The sequence below is a fragment of the Streptomyces hygroscopicus subsp. hygroscopicus genome (assembly GCF_001553455.1).
Lineage (GTDB): Bacteria > Actinomycetota > Actinomycetes > Streptomycetales > Streptomycetaceae > Streptomyces > Streptomyces hygroscopicus.
On the sequence record NZ_BBOX01000217.1, the window covers coordinates 1 to 16,786 of the forward strand.

General features: G+C 71.2%; 15 protein-coding genes. 8 read left to right on the forward strand and 7 right to left on the reverse strand.

Annotated elements, in window-relative coordinates:
* Window positions 1-85 precede the first annotated feature (85 nt).
* Window positions 86-1,318 carry a phosphoserine phosphatase SerB gene (gene serB / locus AXW62_RS22380; protein WP_030841319.1) on the forward strand — a complete coding sequence of 411 codons (1,233 nt, stop codon included), beginning with the start codon at window positions 86-88 and terminating at the stop codon, window positions 1,316-1,318.
* 398 nt (window positions 1,319-1,716) lie between these two features.
* On the opposite strand, the gene AXW62_RS22385 is transcribed toward serB, so the two are convergent.
* The 4 genes from AXW62_RS22385 to AXW62_RS22395 all read right to left on the reverse strand — a co-directional run bounded on the left by AXW62_RS22385 (window position 1,717) and on the right by AXW62_RS22395 (window position 4,286).
* Complete coding sequence (locus AXW62_RS22385; RefSeq protein ID WP_060946104.1) at window positions 1,717-2,235, reverse strand: SixA phosphatase family protein; 519 nt, start codon at window positions 2,233-2,235, stop codon at window positions 1,717-1,719.
* A gap of 115 nt (window positions 2,236-2,350) precedes the next feature.
* Complete coding sequence (locus AXW62_RS22390) at window positions 2,351-2,569, reverse strand: hypothetical protein (protein WP_060946105.1); 219 nt, start codon at window positions 2,567-2,569, stop codon at window positions 2,351-2,353.
* 152 nt (window positions 2,570-2,721) lie between these two features.
* Window positions 2,722-2,838: an SGM_5486 family transporter-associated protein gene (locus AXW62_RS45975; RefSeq protein ID WP_252368682.1), complete on the reverse strand. Its 117-nt coding sequence runs from the start codon at window positions 2,836-2,838 to the stop codon at window positions 2,722-2,724.
* 35 nt (window positions 2,839-2,873) lie between these two features.
* Window positions 2,874-4,286, reverse strand: coding sequence for a CynX/NimT family MFS transporter (locus AXW62_RS22395; RefSeq protein ID WP_370682929.1), 1,413 nt, complete (start codon window positions 4,284-4,286; stop codon window positions 2,874-2,876).
* 130 nt (window positions 4,287-4,416) lie between these two features.
* Between AXW62_RS22395 and AXW62_RS22400 the strand changes: the two genes are divergently transcribed.
* Window positions 4,417-5,091: a FadR/GntR family transcriptional regulator gene (locus tag AXW62_RS22400; protein ID WP_060946107.1), complete on the forward strand. Its 675-nt coding sequence runs from the start codon at window positions 4,417-4,419 to the stop codon at window positions 5,089-5,091.
* 191 nt (window positions 5,092-5,282) lie between these two features.
* On the opposite strand, the gene AXW62_RS22405 is transcribed toward AXW62_RS22400, so the two are convergent.
* The 3 genes from AXW62_RS22405 to fabG all read right to left on the reverse strand — a co-directional run bounded on the left by AXW62_RS22405 (window position 5,283) and on the right by fabG (window position 7,281).
* Complete coding sequence (locus AXW62_RS22405) at window positions 5,283-5,606, reverse strand: hypothetical protein (RefSeq protein WP_030841303.1); 324 nt, start codon at window positions 5,604-5,606, stop codon at window positions 5,283-5,285.
* Between the two features lie 194 nt (window positions 5,607-5,800).
* Window positions 5,801-6,571: an enoyl-ACP reductase FabI gene (fabI, locus tag AXW62_RS22410; protein WP_060946108.1), complete on the reverse strand. Its 771-nt coding sequence runs from the start codon at window positions 6,569-6,571 to the stop codon at window positions 5,801-5,803.
* A 5-nt stretch (window positions 6,572-6,576) separates the two neighbouring features.
* The gene (gene fabG, locus AXW62_RS22415) at window positions 6,577-7,281 is read right to left on the reverse strand and encodes a 3-oxoacyl-[acyl-carrier-protein] reductase (protein ID WP_030841297.1); all 705 of its coding nucleotides are present in this window, start codon (window positions 7,279-7,281) and stop codon (window positions 6,577-6,579) included.
* A 286-nt stretch (window positions 7,282-7,567) separates the two neighbouring features.
* Here fabG and AXW62_RS45980 point away from each other — a divergent pair, with 286 nt between their 5' ends.
* The 6 genes from AXW62_RS45980 (at window position 7,568) to AXW62_RS22440 (ending at window position 16,756) form a co-directional block, all read left to right on the forward strand.
* The gene (locus AXW62_RS45980) at window positions 7,568-8,227 is read left to right on the forward strand and encodes an SseB family protein (protein WP_252368683.1); all 660 of its coding nucleotides are present in this window, start codon (window positions 7,568-7,570) and stop codon (window positions 8,225-8,227) included.
* Window positions 8,220-8,741 (forward strand): hypothetical protein, encoded by a 522-nt coding sequence (locus tag AXW62_RS22425; protein ID WP_051886803.1) that lies wholly within the window; start codon window positions 8,220-8,222, stop codon window positions 8,739-8,741. Before AXW62_RS45980 ends, AXW62_RS22425 begins: the two co-directional genes overlap by 8 nt.
* Complete coding sequence (locus AXW62_RS22430) at window positions 8,741-13,252, forward strand: putative T7SS-secreted protein (RefSeq protein ID WP_252368684.1); 4,512 nt, start codon at window positions 8,741-8,743, stop codon at window positions 13,250-13,252. The genes AXW62_RS22425 and AXW62_RS22430 overlap by 1 nt, the downstream gene beginning before the upstream one ends.
* Window positions 13,253-13,618: a DUF6086 family protein gene (locus tag AXW62_RS47185; RefSeq protein WP_359897135.1), complete on the forward strand. Its 366-nt coding sequence runs from the start codon at window positions 13,253-13,255 to the stop codon at window positions 13,616-13,618. It abuts the gene before it with no gap.
* 211 nt (window positions 13,619-13,829) lie between these two features.
* Window positions 13,830-15,365, forward strand: coding sequence for a TldD/PmbA family protein (locus AXW62_RS22435; protein ID WP_060946109.1), 1,536 nt, complete (start codon window positions 13,830-13,832; stop codon window positions 15,363-15,365).
* Entirely contained in the window at window positions 15,362-16,756 is a 1,395-nt protein-coding gene (locus tag AXW62_RS22440; protein ID WP_060946110.1) for a metallopeptidase TldD-related protein, read from the forward strand. The genes AXW62_RS22435 and AXW62_RS22440 overlap by 4 nt, the downstream gene beginning before the upstream one ends.
* Window positions 16,757-16,786 lie beyond the last annotated feature (30 nt).

Genomic DNA, 16,786 nt, shown 5'->3' on the forward strand with positions numbered 1-16,786 from the left:
GACGTGAACGTTCCGCCTCGGGCCGCCGTCCACGGTGCGGGCTGCCGCGCGCACCGCGGAGACAGCCGGATACGGTGGTAAGACCATGAGCGCATCGCGGATCCTCCCTGTCACCACCGTCCTGGACGACGATGTCCCCACCCTCCTTGTCAAGATCTTCGGCAAGGACCGCCCCGGCATCACCGCCGGACTCTGCGACACCCTCGCCGCCTACGGCGTGGACATAGTCGACATAGAGCAGGTCGTCACCCGGGGCCGCATCGTGCTGTGCGTCCTGGTCACGGCCCCCAAGGCAGACGGGGCGGAGGGCAATCTGCGGGCCACCGTGCACAGCTGGGCCGAGTCGATGCGGCTCCAGGCCGAGATCATCTCCGGCCGGGGTGACAACCGGCCGCGCGGCACGGGCCGCTCGCACGTCACCGTGCTGGGGAATCCGCTGACCGCCGAGTCGACGGCCGCCATCGCCTCCCGGATCACCGGCACCGGCGGCAATATCGACCGGATCTTCCGGCTGGCGAAGTATCCGGTGACGGCCGTGGAGTTCGAGGTATCCGGCGCCGAGACGGAACCGCTGCGCACCGCGCTGGCCACCGAGGCGGCCGACATCGGCGTCGATGTGGCCGTGGTGGCGTCGGGGTTGCAGCGCCGGGCGCAGCGGCTGGTGGTCATGGACGTGGACTCCACCTTGATCCAGGACGAGGTGATCGAGCTCTTCGCCGCGCACGCGGGGTGCGAGGCCGAGGTCGCCGAGGTCACGGCGCGGGCGATGCGCGGTGAGCTGGACTTCGAGCAGTCGCTGCACGCGCGGGTGGCGCTGCTGGCGGGGATCGACGAGTCCGTGGTGGAGAAGGTGCGCGCCGAGGTCCGGCTCACGCCCGGCGCCCGTACGCTGATCCGCACCCTGAAGCGTCTCGGCTACCAGGTGGGCGTGGTCTCCGGTGGCTTCACGCAGGTCACCGACGACCTCAAGGAGCGGCTGGGGCTGGACTTCGCCTCCGCCAACACCCTGGAGATCGTGGACGGCAAGCTGACCGGCCGGGTGATCGGCGAGGTGGTGGACCGGGCGGGCAAGGCCCGGCTGCTGCGGCGCTTCGCGGCCGAGGCGGGGGTGCCGCTGGTGCAGACCGTCGCGATCGGTGACGGGGCGAACGACCTGGACATGCTGAACGCGGCCGGGCTCGGGGTCGCCTTCAACGCCAAGCCGGTGGTGCGGGAGGCGGCGCACACCGCCGTGAACGTGCCGTTCCTCGACACCGTGCTGTATCTGCTGGGCGTGACCCGCGAAGAGGTCGAGGCGGCGGACGCCCACGAGGACTGACGTCGGGCCGGGTGCCTTCGGGGCGGACCGCGCGGGGGTCCGGGCGGACCGCGCGGGGGTCCGGGCCGCCCGGAACGCACCGGCCGTCCCGGAACGCGTAGCGGCCCCCGCTCCTCCGGCCGCATGACGGCGAAGAGGAGCGGGGGCCGCTGTCGGTGGGCTCACTCCCGGGGATCGCCCTCGATGCGGTGGGATGCCCTCCGGCGATCACACCCGGCGGTCACACCCAGCGACGCTCGGCGACCGCACCCGGCGTCCACACCTGACGACCCCCGGCAGCCCACCCAGCGTTCGCCCCCGGCGACGCCCCGCGATCACACCCGGCGACGCTCGGCGACCGCGCCCGGCGGCCACCCCCGGCGACGCCCAGCGATCACTTCGGGGCCCGTCTCCGGGGATCACTCGTGGGGCGCCCAGAAGCCGGCCAGGCGCCCGCAGCCGAGCTCGACCGACTTCCACGAGCCGCTGAAGGTCACGACCGCGAACGCGGCAGTCGGGAAGGCGCCACGGGTCATCCGCTCCCGGGCGCCCTCCTCGGCCTCGCCCGCCAGCGCGTCGGCAAGGCCGTGCATCCCGGGGTTGTGGCCGACGACCAGCAGATCGGTGATGTCGTCCGAGGTCTCGTTGAGCACCTCGATGAGCTGGCCGACCGAGGCGTCGTACAGCCGCTCCTCGTAGACGGTCTTGGGGCGCTGCGGCAGCTCGTGGACCACCAGCTTCCAGGTCTCACGGGTGCGCAGAGCGGTGGAGCAGAGGGTGAGTTCGGGGGTGAGACCGGCCTCCGCGATCCGGCGCCCGGCGATCGGGGCGTCCTTGCGGCCGCGCTCCGCGAGCGGGCGCTCATGGTCGGCGACCTGGGGCCAGTCGGCCTTGGCGTGTCGAAGGAGGACAATCCTGCGGGGCACATCGACGCTCATGAGTCCCAGCTTCGCACGAATCAGTGCGTGAGGCGCAGGGTGTTGGAACGACCTCGTCAAAGGTGAGCACAGCCGGGAGAGGACGGACATGGCTGGTGGCCGCTGCCTACGGGGGTCAGGGGGCCACGTGTGCGAGGAGCCGGTGCAGCAGTTCCACGGTCTGCGAGACCGGCCCGGAGCCGCTGCTCGCGGCCTGCGCGTCGGTGGGCCCGGTGAGCAGGAGCAGCAGCGCCACGAAGGCCAGGACCGGAAGCGCGAGGGCCCACCACGGCAGCCGGAAGTCCACGCCGCTGTCCGCCGGGTGTACGGGCCGGGTACGAGTGCGGGCGGACATGGGATCGCCTCCGGGGTCGCCGAATGTTCTGGTGGTTCGACGGTACGGAGCGGGCGGGGCCGCTCCCATCCGGTGAGCCACCCAGTTACCCCTGAGCCCGGCCCCCTAGGGGATGGTGGGGACAGCCCCACCATCCGTTCCCCCGCACCAGGTCAGGGCGAGGCGAGGGTGGCGATCACGGCGATGATCGCGGTGATGCCGATCATCACGCCGAAGATGACGAGGAGCTTCTTCTGACCGTTCGGGGGGTTCTCATCGAGCACTGGCATGGCACCAGTGTCCCACCCCCCGTACGCGACCTTGCTCATGCCTCGTCCTCAAGGGTGCGGTCGCGCCCGGCCAGGACGCCCGCGACGATCTGCGGCACCATGAAACCGGCCATCAGCGCGATGGGCTGTCCCCAGCCGCCGCTGTGCTGGTAGAGCACGCCGACCAGCAGCGGGCCCGGGATGGACAGCAGATAGCCGATGCTCTGCGCGAAGGCCGACAGCCGGGCCACGCCCGCGTGGGTCCTCGCCCGCATGCCGATCATGGTGAGGGCGAGCGGGAAGGCGCAGTTGGCCACGCCGAGCAGTACGGCCCACGCCCAGGCGCCCTCGGCCGGGGCCAGCCACAGTCCGGCGTAACCGACGAGGCCGAAGACGCCGAGGATGACGACCAGCACACCCTGGTGTCGCAGCCGGGCGGCGAGCCGCGGCAGGACGAAGGCGAGCGGCACGCCCATGGCCATCACCACGGCCAGCAGCACGCCGGAGGTGGAGGCGGAGACCCCCGCGTCCCGGAAGATCTGCGGCATCCAGCCCATGGAGATGTACGCGGCGGTGGCCTGGAAGCCGAAGAAGACGGCCATCGCCCAGGCGATGGGGCTGCGGGTGATGGGGATCGCGGTCCCGTCGGCGGCGGGAGCCTCGGCCGTGGCGGACGCGTCCGCGCCCGAACCGACCGCCGCGGAGCCGCCCGCCACGGAACCGCCCGACGCCGGTCCGCCTGACGCGGACCCGCCCGTCACCGTGTCGCTCTCCGCCGAGCGGCCCGCCTCCGAGCCACCCGCCTCCGAACCGTTCATCCGGTCCCGGGCGAGGAACAGCCAGGGCACCAGCGCCACGACGGCGACCAGCGCCCACACCCCGAGACCGACCCGCCAGGAGCCGCCCAGCGCGTCGGTCATCGGCACGGTGGCCGCCGCGGCGGCGGCCGTGCCCAGCGACAGACCCATCGAGTACAGCCCCGTCATCGCGCCGACCCGGTCCGGGAACCAGCGCTTGACGATCACCGGCATCAGGATGTTGCTCACCGCGATCCCGGCCAGGGCGAGCCCACTGGCGGCCAGGAAGACCATGGTCCCGCCCGCGAGGGGGCGCAGCACGAGGCCGGTGGCGATGGCGGCGAGTCCGGCGCAGACGACGGCCCCCAGCCCCCAGCGGCGCGCCAGCCGGGGCGCGGTGAGCCCGAAGATCGCGAAACAGGCCGCGGGCACGGAGGTGAGCACTCCGGCGACGGTGCCGCTCATCCCGAGGCCGTCACGGACCTCTTCGAGCAGCGGGCCGAGGCTGGTGACGGCGGGGCGCAGGTTGAGCGCGGCGAGGAGCAGTCCGGCCGCCATGACGCGGCCGCGCCATGGTGAGGCCGGGCGACGCGGTCCCCCTGGTTCCGCCGGGCGGGGGGCGGAGGAGGCGGTGTCGAGGGTGGCGAGATTGTCAGATGGGGACGTTTGCATGCCGACCATCATAGAATCATGGGATGAATCCCCGTCCAGTGGGTGGCAACCGCCCGGTAACGGCCGGACGGCATCATGGGAGGGCTCATCCGCCCGCCCCCGCCACAACCGCACCACGCACAGGAGAGTCATGCCGCTGACCTCACCCCGGCGCTCCGCGCTCGCCGATCAGGTGATCTCCCAGCTGCGCGCCCAGATCACCTCGGGCGAGTGGCCGGTGGGCTCGCGCATTCCCACCGAGCCCGAACTGGTCGAGCAGCTGGGGGTCGCGCGCAACACCGTGCGGGAGGCCGTGCGCGCCCTCGCGCACAACGGGCTGCTGGACATCCGCCAGGGTTCGGGCACCTATGTGCTGGCCACCAGCGAACTGGCCGGGGTGATGCACCGCCGCTTCGCCGGTGCCGACCCCGGTCATGTGGTCGAGCTGCGCATCGCCCTGGAGACCACGGCGGCTCAGCTGGCCGCGGAGCGCCGTACCGAGCAGGACCTCAAGCAGCTGGACGCCCAGCTGGCCCGGCGGGAACGGGCCTGGGCGGCGGGCGACCCGGGGGCCTTCGTCGAGGCGGACACCACCTTGCACATGGCGGTCGTGGCCGCCTCGCACAACGATGTGCTGGCCGAGCTGTACGCGGATCTGGGCGCGGTCGTACGCGCCTTCCTGCGCGCGGACCTCGACACCCGCATGGGTCCGGAGACGTATGTGGACCACGGACGGCTGGTGGCGGCGATCCGGGAGGGCGACGGGGAGCGGGCGGCGGCCGAGGCCGCCACCCATCCGCTCGGCTGCCGCTTCCGCGACCGCTGAGCGCGCCCGCTGAGCGCGCCTGCTGAGCGCGCCCGCGCCGACCTCCCGCACGCGCTTCTCACCGGCGACCCCTCACCTGACCGGTGACCGCTCACCTCACCGGCGACCGCTCACCTGACCCGCGACCGTTCACCTCACCGGCGCCCCCTCACCTGCCCCCCGACCGCTCACCTCACCCGCGACCGCTCACCTCACCGGTGGCTCACCCACGCCTTCCGTATCTCCTTCCAGCAGCGCTCGGCGAGCTGCACGTACTGGGCCGGGCCGACCTCTACCGGGTGGGTGTCCATGTCCGGGTCCCACCAGTGGGCGCATTCGACGTGCAGTTGCACCCGGTCGGTGCGGGGATTGGGATTGAAGCAGTCCGCGGTGGCGTGCGAGCCGCGTACCGAGGTCCGGCACGCGGCCTCGCGCCGCCGGGGCCGCTCCTGCGCGGCGGAGCTGGAGGCGGCGATGACCAGACCCACCATGGCGACGACCAGCAGCGCGGCGGCGACACGACGGGTCGTACGCATGCGGGACCTCCTCGGCCGTGCCGCTGTCGCTCCGGTGAGTCGGTTCGTCGTATGACTCCACAGTGCGCGTGCACACCACCCGTACGCGCGTCCTGCTCCCCCGTACGGGTGAACGCGCACGCGGAACGGCCGCCGCCCCGGGCCCGCGGTTCGCGGGGGTGGGACGGCGGCCGTCGCGCGGAAACGCCGTGGGCTCAGGCGCCCATCATGTGCACGCCGCCGTCGACATGCACGATCTCGCCCGTGGTGCGCGGGAACCAGTCGGACAGCAGGGCGACGACGCCGCGGCCGGCCGGCTCCGGGTCGGTCAGGTCCCAGCCGATCGGGGCCCGGTGGTTCCACACGTCCGCCAGCTCCTCGAAGCCGGGGATGGACTTCGCGGCCATGGACTTGATGGGCCCGGCGGAGACCAGGTTGCAGCGCACGTTCTTCTCGCCGAGGTCGCGGGCGAGGTAGCGGTTGGTGGACTCCAGCGCGGCCTTGGCCACGCCCATCCAGTCGTACTTCGGCCAGGCGAACTGGGCGTCGAAGGTCAGGCCGACGATCGAGCCGCCGCGCGGCATCACCGGCAGGCACGCCATGGTGAGCGCCTTGAGGGAGTAGGCCGAGACGTGCACGGCCGTGCTGACGTCCTCCCAGCTGCCCTCGAGGAAGTTGAACGCGCCCTGGGGGCCGAAGGCGATGGAGTGCACCACGCCGTCGAGGTCCACGCCCTCGCCCAGGTGCTCACGCACCTTGTCGGCCAGGCCGTCCAGCTGCTCCTGGTTCTGCACGTCCAGCTCGATGACCGGAGCGGGCTTGGGCAGCCGCTTGGCGATCCGCTCGACGAGGGAGACCCGGCCGAAACCGGTGAGGATGACCTCGGCGCCCTCCTCCTGGGCGAGCCTGGCGGCGTGGAAGGCGATGGACGCCTCGGTGATGACGCCCGTGACCAGGATGCGCTTACCGGCGAGAATTCCACTCATGACGTTCAGTGACCCATGCCCAATCCGCCGTCGACAGGGATGACGGCTCCAGTGATGTACGCGGCCTCGTCGGAGGCCAGGAAGCGGACCGAGGCGGCGATCTCCTCGGGCTGCGCGTAACGCGCGAGCGGTACCTGCTTCACGATGTTCTCGCGCTGGTCGTCGCTGAGCGCACGCGTCATGTCCGTGTCGACGAAACCGGGCGCGACCACGTTGACGGTGATGTTGCGCGAGCCCAGCTCACGGGCGAGGGAGCGGGCGAAGCCGACGAGGCCCGCCTTGGACGCGGCGTAGTTCGCCTGACCGGCCGACCCCAGCAGCCCGACGACCGACGAGATCAGCACCACACGCCCCTTACGGGCCCGCAGCATCCCCCGGTTGGCCCGCTTGACCACGCGGAACGTGCCGGTGAGGTTGGTGTCGAGGACGGTGGCGAAGTCCTCCTCGGTCATCCGCATCAGCAGCTGGTCGCGGGTGACCCCGGCGTTGGCCACCAGGACCTCGACCGCGCCGTGCTTCTCCTCGATCTCCTTGTACGCCTGCTCGACCTGCTCCGGCTCGGTGATGTCGCACTTGACCGCGAGGAAGCCGGCCGGCGGCTCACCGGACCGGTAGGTGATGGCGACCTTGTCGCCAGCGTCGGCGAAGGCACGCGCGATGGCGAGGCCGATGCCGCGGTTGCCTCCGGTGACGAGAACCGAGCGGCTCAAGGGACCACCTTCTCTTGTCGATCTCTCATGTCGGTGTCGAGCCGGACGTCACAGCGCGTGCCGAGCCCTACCCTCGCAAACTATCGGTCCAAGACCCCCGAGGAGGAATCGGGCGCCCACAGGGGCATGTGGCACTCCCTGTCGAGTTCCTACAGAAACCCACCGACGAGGCGGACCACGGTCGCGTCCGTCAGCATGCGCTGGGCGGGGCTCACGCAGGCGCAGTTGGGGGAGGCGATCGGGTACAGCGAGGAACAGGTTCTCCTCCGTCGAGCAGGGTCGCCGGGTGCCGCAGCCGGATTTCCTGGACGCGGCGGACGAGGCGCTGGAGGCGTTCGGGGTGCTGCGGGCGGCGACGGAGGAAGTCGCGAACGTACAGCTCCCGGCGTTCTTCCGGGGCGCGGCGCGGCTGGAGGCAACCGGGGCGGCCGTTGTCGTTTTCATCGCGGGTCATCGCGGTTCAGCCCGTTCATCGCGCAGAGCCGTGTGGCGGTCACCCACGGTGTCGGAGGTCTGTGTGAAGATAGCCCTCATGTTTGGGGGAGGGAACGACCAGCCGCCTGGCCGAGGCGGCCGGGAGACGCTGGCTGACCTGGTGCGCCGGGAGACCACGGCGCGGATGTCGGAGCGGGAGAAGTGGGCGGCGCTGCGGGAGGCGCGGCTGTACTTCCAGCGCCCGGAGAACCCGGGCTTCCTGGTCTCCGAGACCGCCGAGGGGGGCCCGCTCGTGCCGGTCTTCACCTCGTTCGAAGGGCTCGCGCTCTTCGCGGGGGCGTGCGGATGGGCGTCCACGACGGCCGAGGACCTGGTTTCTCTGCTGCCCGAGGGCGTACGGGCGCTGGTGGATCCGCTGAGTGAGCGCCCCTTCCTGCTGGACGCCGGGACCCTGCGCGAGGCGGAGGACCGGGAAGCGGAAGGCCACGAGGAGGGGGCCGACAGTGGCTGATCCCGACGCGAGGAACGTGAACCGCGCCCCCAGCGAGGGTGGCGAGCACGGCAAGTACGGCGGCAACGAGGGCGCCGACGGCTACAAGATCGAGATCGAGTCGGTGAAGGGTCTGATCACTCCGCTGGAGGAGTCGGTCGTCGGGGCGCGGTCGGTGAAGAACGGCCAGGAGAAGCTGACGGCCTACCTCCAGCACTGCGGCGCTCCCGAACTCCTGGAGTCGGGCCAGGGCTTCGTCAAGGCATGGGGCTTCGGCATGGGCGAGCTGGCGGACCACGCGGATGTGGTGGTGGACCGGCTGTACGAGGCGGTGGCCGGGTACATGCTGGCGGATCTGCTGCGAGTGAAGGACTTCTGGCCCTCGGACGAGAACATGGCCAAGCTCCCGTCGGGCGCGGCGGGCAGGTGGTCCTGGGAACACGTGGGCGCGCCGGAGATGGAGAAGCGCCCGGAGGACACGGGGTTGTCGAAGTTCGCGCGCAAGCTGCAGAGCGAGTACGGGGACGAGTCCTGATGAGCGATCCGGACGCGGGGCGGACCCCGCAGATACGAATACCGGCGGGCGCCGAGCCCAAGGACCTGATCCCCGGCGATCCGGAGCAGATCGACGACCTGGTGCTGGAGCTGCGCGCGTACGCGGGCGCCTTCCAGGACGGCAAGGACAAGCTGCGGCCGCTGGAGCTGGCGGACTGGTCGGGCAAGGGGGCGAGCGACTTCCGGAAGGCGGTCGACCGGCTGCCGAAGGAGCTGGCCTCGGGCCACGACGAGTTCACGCATGCGGCGAGCGCGCTGGCGGCGTACGCGGCCAAGCTGCGGTCGGTGCAGAAGCGCTGTGCGCCGATCATCGAGGACGCGGACGCGGCGCGGGCGGCGTCCAAGGCGCACAACAAGAAGGTCGAGGCGTACAACGACGCGGTGACGCGCGGCGACGAGCAGTTACCGGAGCGGCCCTCGGAGACCGATCCGGGCATCGCCGCGATGGACGAGTGCGTCGGTCGGCTGGACAAGCTGATCGAGGAGTTGCAGCTGGTCGTCGACGCGTCGAAGAAGAAGATCGACAAGGCGGCGGAGAAGGCCCCGGACAAGCCGAACAACTGGCAGAAGTTCGGGAGCAGTTTCAAGGACGGGCTGTGGAAGGTCCACCACGGCATCGTGGGCGCGGCCGAGCTTCCCGCCTCGCTCCTCAAGGGCGACGCCAACGACTTCGCGATGCAGCTGGCGGGCATGGCGGACGGCGCGGCGTACGCGGCCCAGCACCCCAAGGAGTTCGCGAAGGCGGTCACCAACTGGGACATGTGGTCCAAGGACCCGCTGCGCGCGGCGGGCGAGATCACCCCGGGGCTGCTGCTCGCCCTGGCAACGGGCGGCGCGAGCGCGCTGCGCAAGGGGCTCCAGACGGGCAAGACCGCCGCCCAGCGGCTGGCGGCCCGGAAGAAGGCCCTGGGCCGGGACGGCGAGGCGTCCGACCGGGCGCACAGCGAGGGCACGCACGACCGGCACCCCCGCGACAAGGACTGCGAGAACGACCCGGTCGACGTCGCGACCGGCGAGATGGTCCTGCCGGCCACGGACGTGTCGCTGCCCGGCGCCCTCCCCCTGGTCCTGGAGCGCACCTTCGTCTCCGGGCACACCTGCGGCGGCTGGTTCGGCCGCACCTGGGCGGCCACGCTCGACCAGCGGCTGGAGCTGGACGCGGACGGGATCGTGTTCGTCACGGCCGACGGCATGGTGCTGCGCTACGGGGTGCCGACGCCCGGCCAGGACACGTATCCGGTGCGGGGCCCGCGCTGGCCGCTGCGCTGGGACGGCACGGCGGGCGGCACGATGCGGGTCGAGATACCGGAGCAGGCCCGCACGCTGCGCTTCGCCCCGCTGGGCGGCCTGGGGGGCAACGACCTCCCGCTGACGGTGATCGAGGACCGCAACGGCCGGTCGATCACCTTCCGCTACGACGAGGACGGCACCCCGCGCGAGGTGGCGCACTCCGGCGGGTACCGCGTCGCGATCGACACCGACCCGGGGCTGATGCGCGTCACCGGGCTGCGCCTGCTGGGTGTGGGGGACGCCGAGAGAGGGACCCCGCTGGTCTCCTTCGGCTACAACGACGCGGGCGACCTGACCGAGGTCTACAACTCGGCCGACGAGCCGATGCGGTTCACCTACGACGACCAGCACCGCGTCACGTCATGGACCGACCGCAACGGCACCCGCTTCGGGTACGTCTACGACCACCGGGGCCGCGTGCTGCGCACCATCGGCTCGGACGACATGATGACCGGGCGCTTCCACTACGACGAGGCGTCCCGCACCACCGTCTACACCGACTCGCTCGGCCACCGCATCACGTACGTCTTCGACGAGGCGTACCGGACGGTGGCCCGCACCGACGCCCTGGGCCACACCACCCGCACCGCGTGGGCCCCGGGGCCGGACCGCCGGCCGCTGTCGGTGACCGACCCACTGGGCCACACCACGCGCTACGCGTACGACGATTCGGGCAACCTGATACGCGTCGAGCTCCCGGACGGCACGGCGGCCACGGCCACGTACGACGGACACGGCCTGCCGCTGGAGGTGTGCGAACCGGACGGCGCGGTGTGGCGCCACGCGTACGACGACCGGGGCAACCGCGTCCGGACCACGGACCCGACGGGCGCGGAGACGACTTACGCCTACGACGCGTCGGGAAACCTGACGTCGGTCACGGACCCGCTGGGCCACACGGTGAACGTGACGTGCGACGGGGCGGGCCTGCCGGTGGAGATCACCGACGCGCTGGGCAACACGACCACCGTCCGCCGGGGCACCCACGGCCGTATCACCCGCGTCACCGACCCCCTGGGCCAGGTCACCCGCCAGGGCTGGACCATCGAGGGCAAGCCCGCCTGGCGCACCCGGCCGGACGGCAGCCGCGAGACCTGGACCTGGGACGCCGAGGGCAACCTCCTCGAACACACCGACCCGGCGGGCAACACCACCCGCCACACCCACACCCACTTCGACCTCCCGGCGACGCGGACCGAGCCGGACGGGGCGAGGTACGCCTTCGAGTACGACACCGAGCTGCGCCTGACGGCGGTGACGAACCCGCAGGGCAAGCGGTGGACATACACCTACGACGCGGCGGGGCGCGTCGTTACGGAAACGGACTTCAACGGCCGCACGCTCGGCTACCGGCACGACGCGGCGGGCCGCCTGATCTCCCGGACCAACGGCGCGGGCGAAACCCTGGCCTACACGCGCGATGCTCTGGGCCGCACGGTCGCCACGCGCACGGCGGACGGGACGGAGACGACGTTCGCGTACGACGCGGCGGGCCGCCTGACGCGGGCGGCGAACCCGGACACGGAGCTGCGCCGCACGTATGACGCGCGGGGCCGGGTCCTGACGGAGACGGTGGGCGGCCGTACGACGGCCTACGCATACGACGCGGCGGGCAACCGCACCGAGCGGATCACCCCGAGCGGCCTGCGGTCGGCGTGGACGTACGACGCGGCAGGCCGCCCGACGACGCTCACCACGGCGGGCAACGCGCTGCGCTTCGCGTACGACGCGGCGGGCCGGGAGACGTCGAGGACCTTCGGCGACGACGTGTCGCTGACCCAGACGTGGGACGCCCTGGACCGCCTCACGACACAGTCCCTCACCCACGCGTCCGGCGCGGGGCGGCTCTTGCAGCACCGGGCGTACGCCTACCGCCCGGACGACCACCTCACCGAGATCCGCGAGCTGACCTCCGGCACCCGCCGCTTCGACCTCGACCCGGTCGGCCGCGTGACGGCGGTCCACGCCCACGGCTGGACCGAGACGTACGCCTACGACGCGGCGGGCAACCTGACCCACGCCACGGCCCCGGGCCACGAGGCGCCCGGCGACCGGGAGTTCACCGGCACGGTGATCCACCGCGCGGGCCGCACGACGTACGAACACGACGCCCAGGGCCGCCTCGTCCGCCGCACCCGCAAACTCCTCAACGGCCAGACACGGACCTGGACCTACACCTGGAACCCGGAAGACCGCCTGACCGACGCGACAACCCCGGACGGCGAGCGCTGGCACTACACATACGACCCGCTGGGCCGCCGCACGACGAAACAACGCCTTGCGGAAAACGGGGCGGTAGCCGAGCGGGTCGACTTCGCCTGGGACGGCACGAGGCTGGCGGAGCAGACGACACCCGAGGGCGCGACGCTGACCTGGGACTACGCCCCGGACACCCACCGCCCCATCACCCAAACCGAACACCGGATACCGGGTGCCCCGGCGGAAAACCCACCCCCGCCCCTGAGCAAGACCAGTCCCTCATCGGAATACGACGCCCGCTTTCACGCCATCGTCACCGACCTGGTCGGCACCCCCACGGAACTGGTCACCCCGGACGGCACCCTGGCCTGGCAACACCGCACCACCCTCTGGGGCACCCCCCTCCCCGCCCCACCGGGCTCGGCGGACTGCCCGTTGCGCTTCCCGGGCCAATACGCCGACCCGGAAACCGGCCTCCACTACAACTATTTCCGCCACTACGACCCGGAGACAGCGCGCTACGCCTCTCCTGATCCTCTTGGACTGGCCCCAGCAGCGCATCCAATGGCCTATGTCCACAGCCCCCACACATGGGCGGATCCTCTCGGGCTTGCGTCGACGTGTCCCGCCGACGGCAAAAGCAACCGAGAGCGGCCTCCTGTCGAGGGGGATACAAACTACATAGTGGATAACCCGGAAGACTGGTCGGACACCATTACGGATATCGACAAGATCCAGGACGGCGTACTCTGGGAGGAGAAAACAGCCACAGGCCAGAACCCCAACATGAAGGTCGAGCCCTGGATCAACAAACACGTTTTCAAGAAGCTCGACTCTTATGTGAGAGCCCGGTCCCACCTTGAGGGATGGGAGCATGCCCCCATTGGGATACATTTCACCGCACCAGGCGCCACCCCTGCTTTCAAGAATGCAGTCGAAGCCGGGGTAGAGTCTTGGCGACAAAGCCACCCAGGAGTTGACGTCAGAGTAAGGTGGGAATAGGTGAGTTGTTTTTTCCGGCTCGAAGGGAAGGACGTATGGAATCCTTCAAACTTCGTGGCCCGCCTCTTCATCGAAGAGGCCAGATCTTTGGCACGACTACTGGAACTGGAGTCCGGTATCGGGAACATCGTAGACGATGAATGCGACTTGAACACGAGGGAATTTCAGGACTTCACAATTGCTCTAGTCCAGAGGCACTGGAACACCAATAACTCCACATTGAAGGACCTACTCGCTGCGGTCATCGGAATCAATTGCGTCTTGCTCGACCGAGCCGGCCAAGATTTCTCAGACCCCAATCCCGAATGCCGTGATTTCTGGAGGAACCGAATGCGAGTGATTTCGACTGGAATGCCGCGGGGATAGGACGTCACCAGTTGCCGCTGCCCCCGGTCCTTTGTGCAGCACAGCTGCCGCGCTGTCGAGGGTGTCCCAAAGCGCGCCGCCCGCCCTCACCAGGCCCCGGGGCCGAGAGGCAATTGCCGCGCCCCACGCCCCAGCGGCATGGTTCACTGCGGACGGGCGTAGAACGCTGGACGCGTGCCATGACATACACCGCGACGAAGAGGAGCCGCCCGTGCCGCACGAGATTGATCCGTCCTTCCTCGCGCTGCCCCTGCGGGCACTCGCCGATGCGGCGCTCGCGCGGGCCCGCGCGCTCGGGGCCGGGCATGCCGACTTCCGGTTCGAGCGGGTGCGCAGTGCCGCATACCGGTTGCGGGACGCCAAGCCGGCCGGGGCCTCCGACACCACCGACCTGGGGTACGCGGTGCGGGTGGTGCACGGCGGGGCGTGGGGGTTCGCGTCCGGGGTGGATCTGACCATGGACGCGGCGGCGCGGGTCGCCTCGCAGGCGGTGGCGATGGCGAAGCTGTCCGCCAAGGTGATCGAGGCCGCGGGGTCGGACGAGCGCGTGGAGCTGGCGGACGAGCCGGTGCACGGCGACAAGACCTGGGTCTCCTCGTATGACGTCAACCCCTTCGACGTGGCCGACGCCGACAAGACCGGGCTGCTCGCGGAGTGGAGCGAGCGGCTGCTGGCGGCCGACGGGGTGGCGCACGTGGACGCGGCGCTGCTGACCGTGCAGGAGAACAAGTTCTACGCGGACACGGCGGGCACCACGACCACCCAGCAGCGGGTGCGCCTGCATCCGCAGCTGACCGCCGTCGCGGTGGACCCGGCCAGCGGTGAGTTCGACTCGATGCGCACCCTGGCTCCGCCGGTCGGGCGCGGCTGGGAGTACCTGGCCGGGGGGCCCGGCGCGGGGGCCTGGGACTGGGACGCGGAGCTGGCGGAGATCCCGGAGCTGCTGGCCGAGAAGATGCGGGCCCCCTCGGTCGAGGCCGGGTCGTACGACCTGGTGGTCGATCCGTCCAATCTCTGGCTGACCATCCACGAGTCGATCGGCCACGCCACCGAGCTGGATCGTGCGCTCGGCTACGAGGCGGCGTACGCGGGCACCTCCTTCGCCACCTTCGACCAGCTCGGGACGCTGAAGTACGGCTCCGAGGTCATGAACGTCACCGGGGACCGGACGGCCGAGCACGGGCTGGCCACCATCGGGTACGACGACGAGGGGGTGGCCGCGCAGTCCTGGGATCTGGTCAGGGACGGCATGCTCGTCGGCTACCAGCTGGACCGCAGGATCGCCCGGCTGACCGGTTTCGAGCGGTCGAACGGCTGCGCCTTCGCCGATTCTCCGGGCCATGTGCCGGTGCAGCGGATGGCGAATGTGTCGCTCCAGCCCGCCCCCGACGGCCCCTCGACGGAGGAGCTGATCGGGGACGTCGAGAACGGTCTGTATCTGGTCGGCGACCGCTCCTGGTCGATCGATATGCAGCGGTACAACTTCCAGTTCACGGCACAGCGGGCGTACCGCATCAGGAACGGGGCGCTCGCCGGGCAGGTGCGGGACTTCGCCTACCAGGCCACGACCACCGACTTCTGGGGTTCGATGACGGCCGTCGGCGGGCCGCGGACCTATGTCCTGGGCGGCGCCTTCAACTGCGGCAAGGCCCAGCCCGGACAGATCGCGGCCGTCTCGCACGGCTGCCCGTCGGCGCTGTTCCGTGGCGTGAACATCCTCAACACCACCCAGGAGGCCGGTCGATGAGCACCAAGCCGCACGAGATCGTCGAGCGCGCCCTGGAGCTGTCCCGTGCGGACGGCTGCGTGGTGATCGCGAACGAGACCTCCACGGCCAATCTGCGCTGGGCGGGCAACGCCCTGACCACCAACGGCGTCACCCGCGGCCGTACCCTCACCGTCGTGGCCACCGTGAACGGCGCCCGGGGCACCGCCTCGGGTGTGGTGTCCCGGTCCGCGGTGACCGCCGACGATCTGGAGCCGCTGGTGCGGGCCGCCGAGGCGGCCGCACGCGGCGCGGAGCCGGCCGAGGACGCCCAGCCCCTGGTGGCGGCCGGTCCGGGGGCGTCCGGCTCGCCCGGCTTCACCGACCCCCCCGCCGTGACCTCCTCCGAGGTGTTCGCCGACTTCGCCCCCGTCCTCGGCGAGTCCTTCGCGGCCGCCCGCGCGGGCGGCCGGGAGCTGTACGGATTCGCCCACCACGAGCTGGTCTCCAGCTATCTGGGCACCTCCACCGGGCTGCGGCTGCGCCATGACCAGCCCACCGGCACGCTCGAGGTCAACGCCAAGTCCCCGGACCGGGCGCGTTCGGCCTGGGCCGGGCGGGCCACCCGCGACTTCACCGATGTGAACCCGGCCGCGATCGACGCCGAGCTGGCCCAGCGGCTCGCCTGGGCCGAGCGGAGGGTCGAGCTGCCGGCCGGCCGCTACGAGACGCTGCTGCCCCCGAGCGCCGTGGCCGATCTGCTGATCTACCAGCTGTGGTCCTCCTCGGCCCGGGACGCGGCGGAGGGCCGTACGGTCTTCAGCAAGCCGGGCGGCGGCACCCGGGTCGGCGAGAAGCTGTCCGAGCTGCCCCTCACGCTGCGCAGCGACCCGGCCGCGCCGGGGCTGGAGGCGGCGCCGTTCGTGATCGCGCACTCCTCCGGGGACGACGCGTCGGTCTTCGACAACGGTCTGCCGCTGTCCGCCACCGACTGGATCCGTGACGGGGTGCTGGAGCGGCTGGTCACCACCCGGCACACGGCCGGTCTCACCGGGCTGCCGCTCTCCCCCGCGATCGACAACCTCATCGCGGACGCGGGCGGCACGCGCCCGCTGGAGGAGATGGTGGCCTCGACCGAACGGGGCCTGCTGCTGACCTGCCTGTGGTACATCCGCGAGGTGGACCCGGCGACGCTGCTGCTGACCGGGCTGACCCGGGACGGTGTCTATCTCGTGGAGAACGGCGAGGTGGTCGGCGAGGTGAACAACTTCCGGTTCAACGAGTCCCCGGTGGACCTGCTCTCCCGCGCCACCGAGGCGGGCCGCACCGAGCGCACGCTGGCCCGTGAGTGGAGCGACTACTTCAACCGCGCCGCGGCGCCCGCGCTGCGCGTCCCGGACTTCAACATGAGCTCCGTCAGCAAGGGGGTGTGACCGGTCCGGCCGCTCCGGCCGGACGAATAG

Excerpts from the sequence above, each read along its gene's own strand:
- AXW62_RS22400 (WP_060946107.1), top strand. The coding sequence starts at position 4,417 with ATGCCGCTGACCTCACCCCGGCGCTCCGCGCTCGCCGATCAGGTGATC.
- AXW62_RS22395 (WP_370682929.1), bottom strand. The coding sequence starts at position 4,286 with ATGCAAACGTCCCCATCTGACAATCTCGCCACCCTCGACACCGCCTCC.
- fabI (WP_060946108.1), bottom strand. The coding sequence starts at position 6,571 with ATGAGTGGAATTCTCGCCGGTAAGCGCATCCTGGTCACGGGCGTCATC.
- AXW62_RS22430 (WP_252368684.1), top strand. The coding sequence starts at position 8,741 with ATGAGCGATCCGGACGCGGGGCGGACCCCGCAGATACGAATACCGGCG.
- AXW62_RS45975 (WP_252368682.1), bottom strand. The coding sequence starts at position 2,838 with ATGCCAGTGCTCGATGAGAACCCCCCGAACGGTCAGAAGAAGCTCCTC.
- AXW62_RS22385 (WP_060946104.1), bottom strand. The coding sequence starts at position 2,235 with ATGAGCGTCGATGTGCCCCGCAGGATTGTCCTCCTTCGACACGCCAAG.
- AXW62_RS22405 (WP_030841303.1), bottom strand. The coding sequence starts at position 5,606 with ATGCGTACGACCCGTCGTGTCGCCGCCGCGCTGCTGGTCGTCGCCATG.
- AXW62_RS22440 (WP_060946110.1), top strand. The coding sequence starts at position 15,362 with ATGAGCACCAAGCCGCACGAGATCGTCGAGCGCGCCCTGGAGCTGTCC.
- AXW62_RS22390 (WP_060946105.1), bottom strand. The coding sequence starts at position 2,569 with ATGTCCGCCCGCACTCGTACCCGGCCCGTACACCCGGCGGACAGCGGC.
- serB (WP_030841319.1), top strand. The coding sequence starts at position 86 with ATGAGCGCATCGCGGATCCTCCCTGTCACCACCGTCCTGGACGACGAT.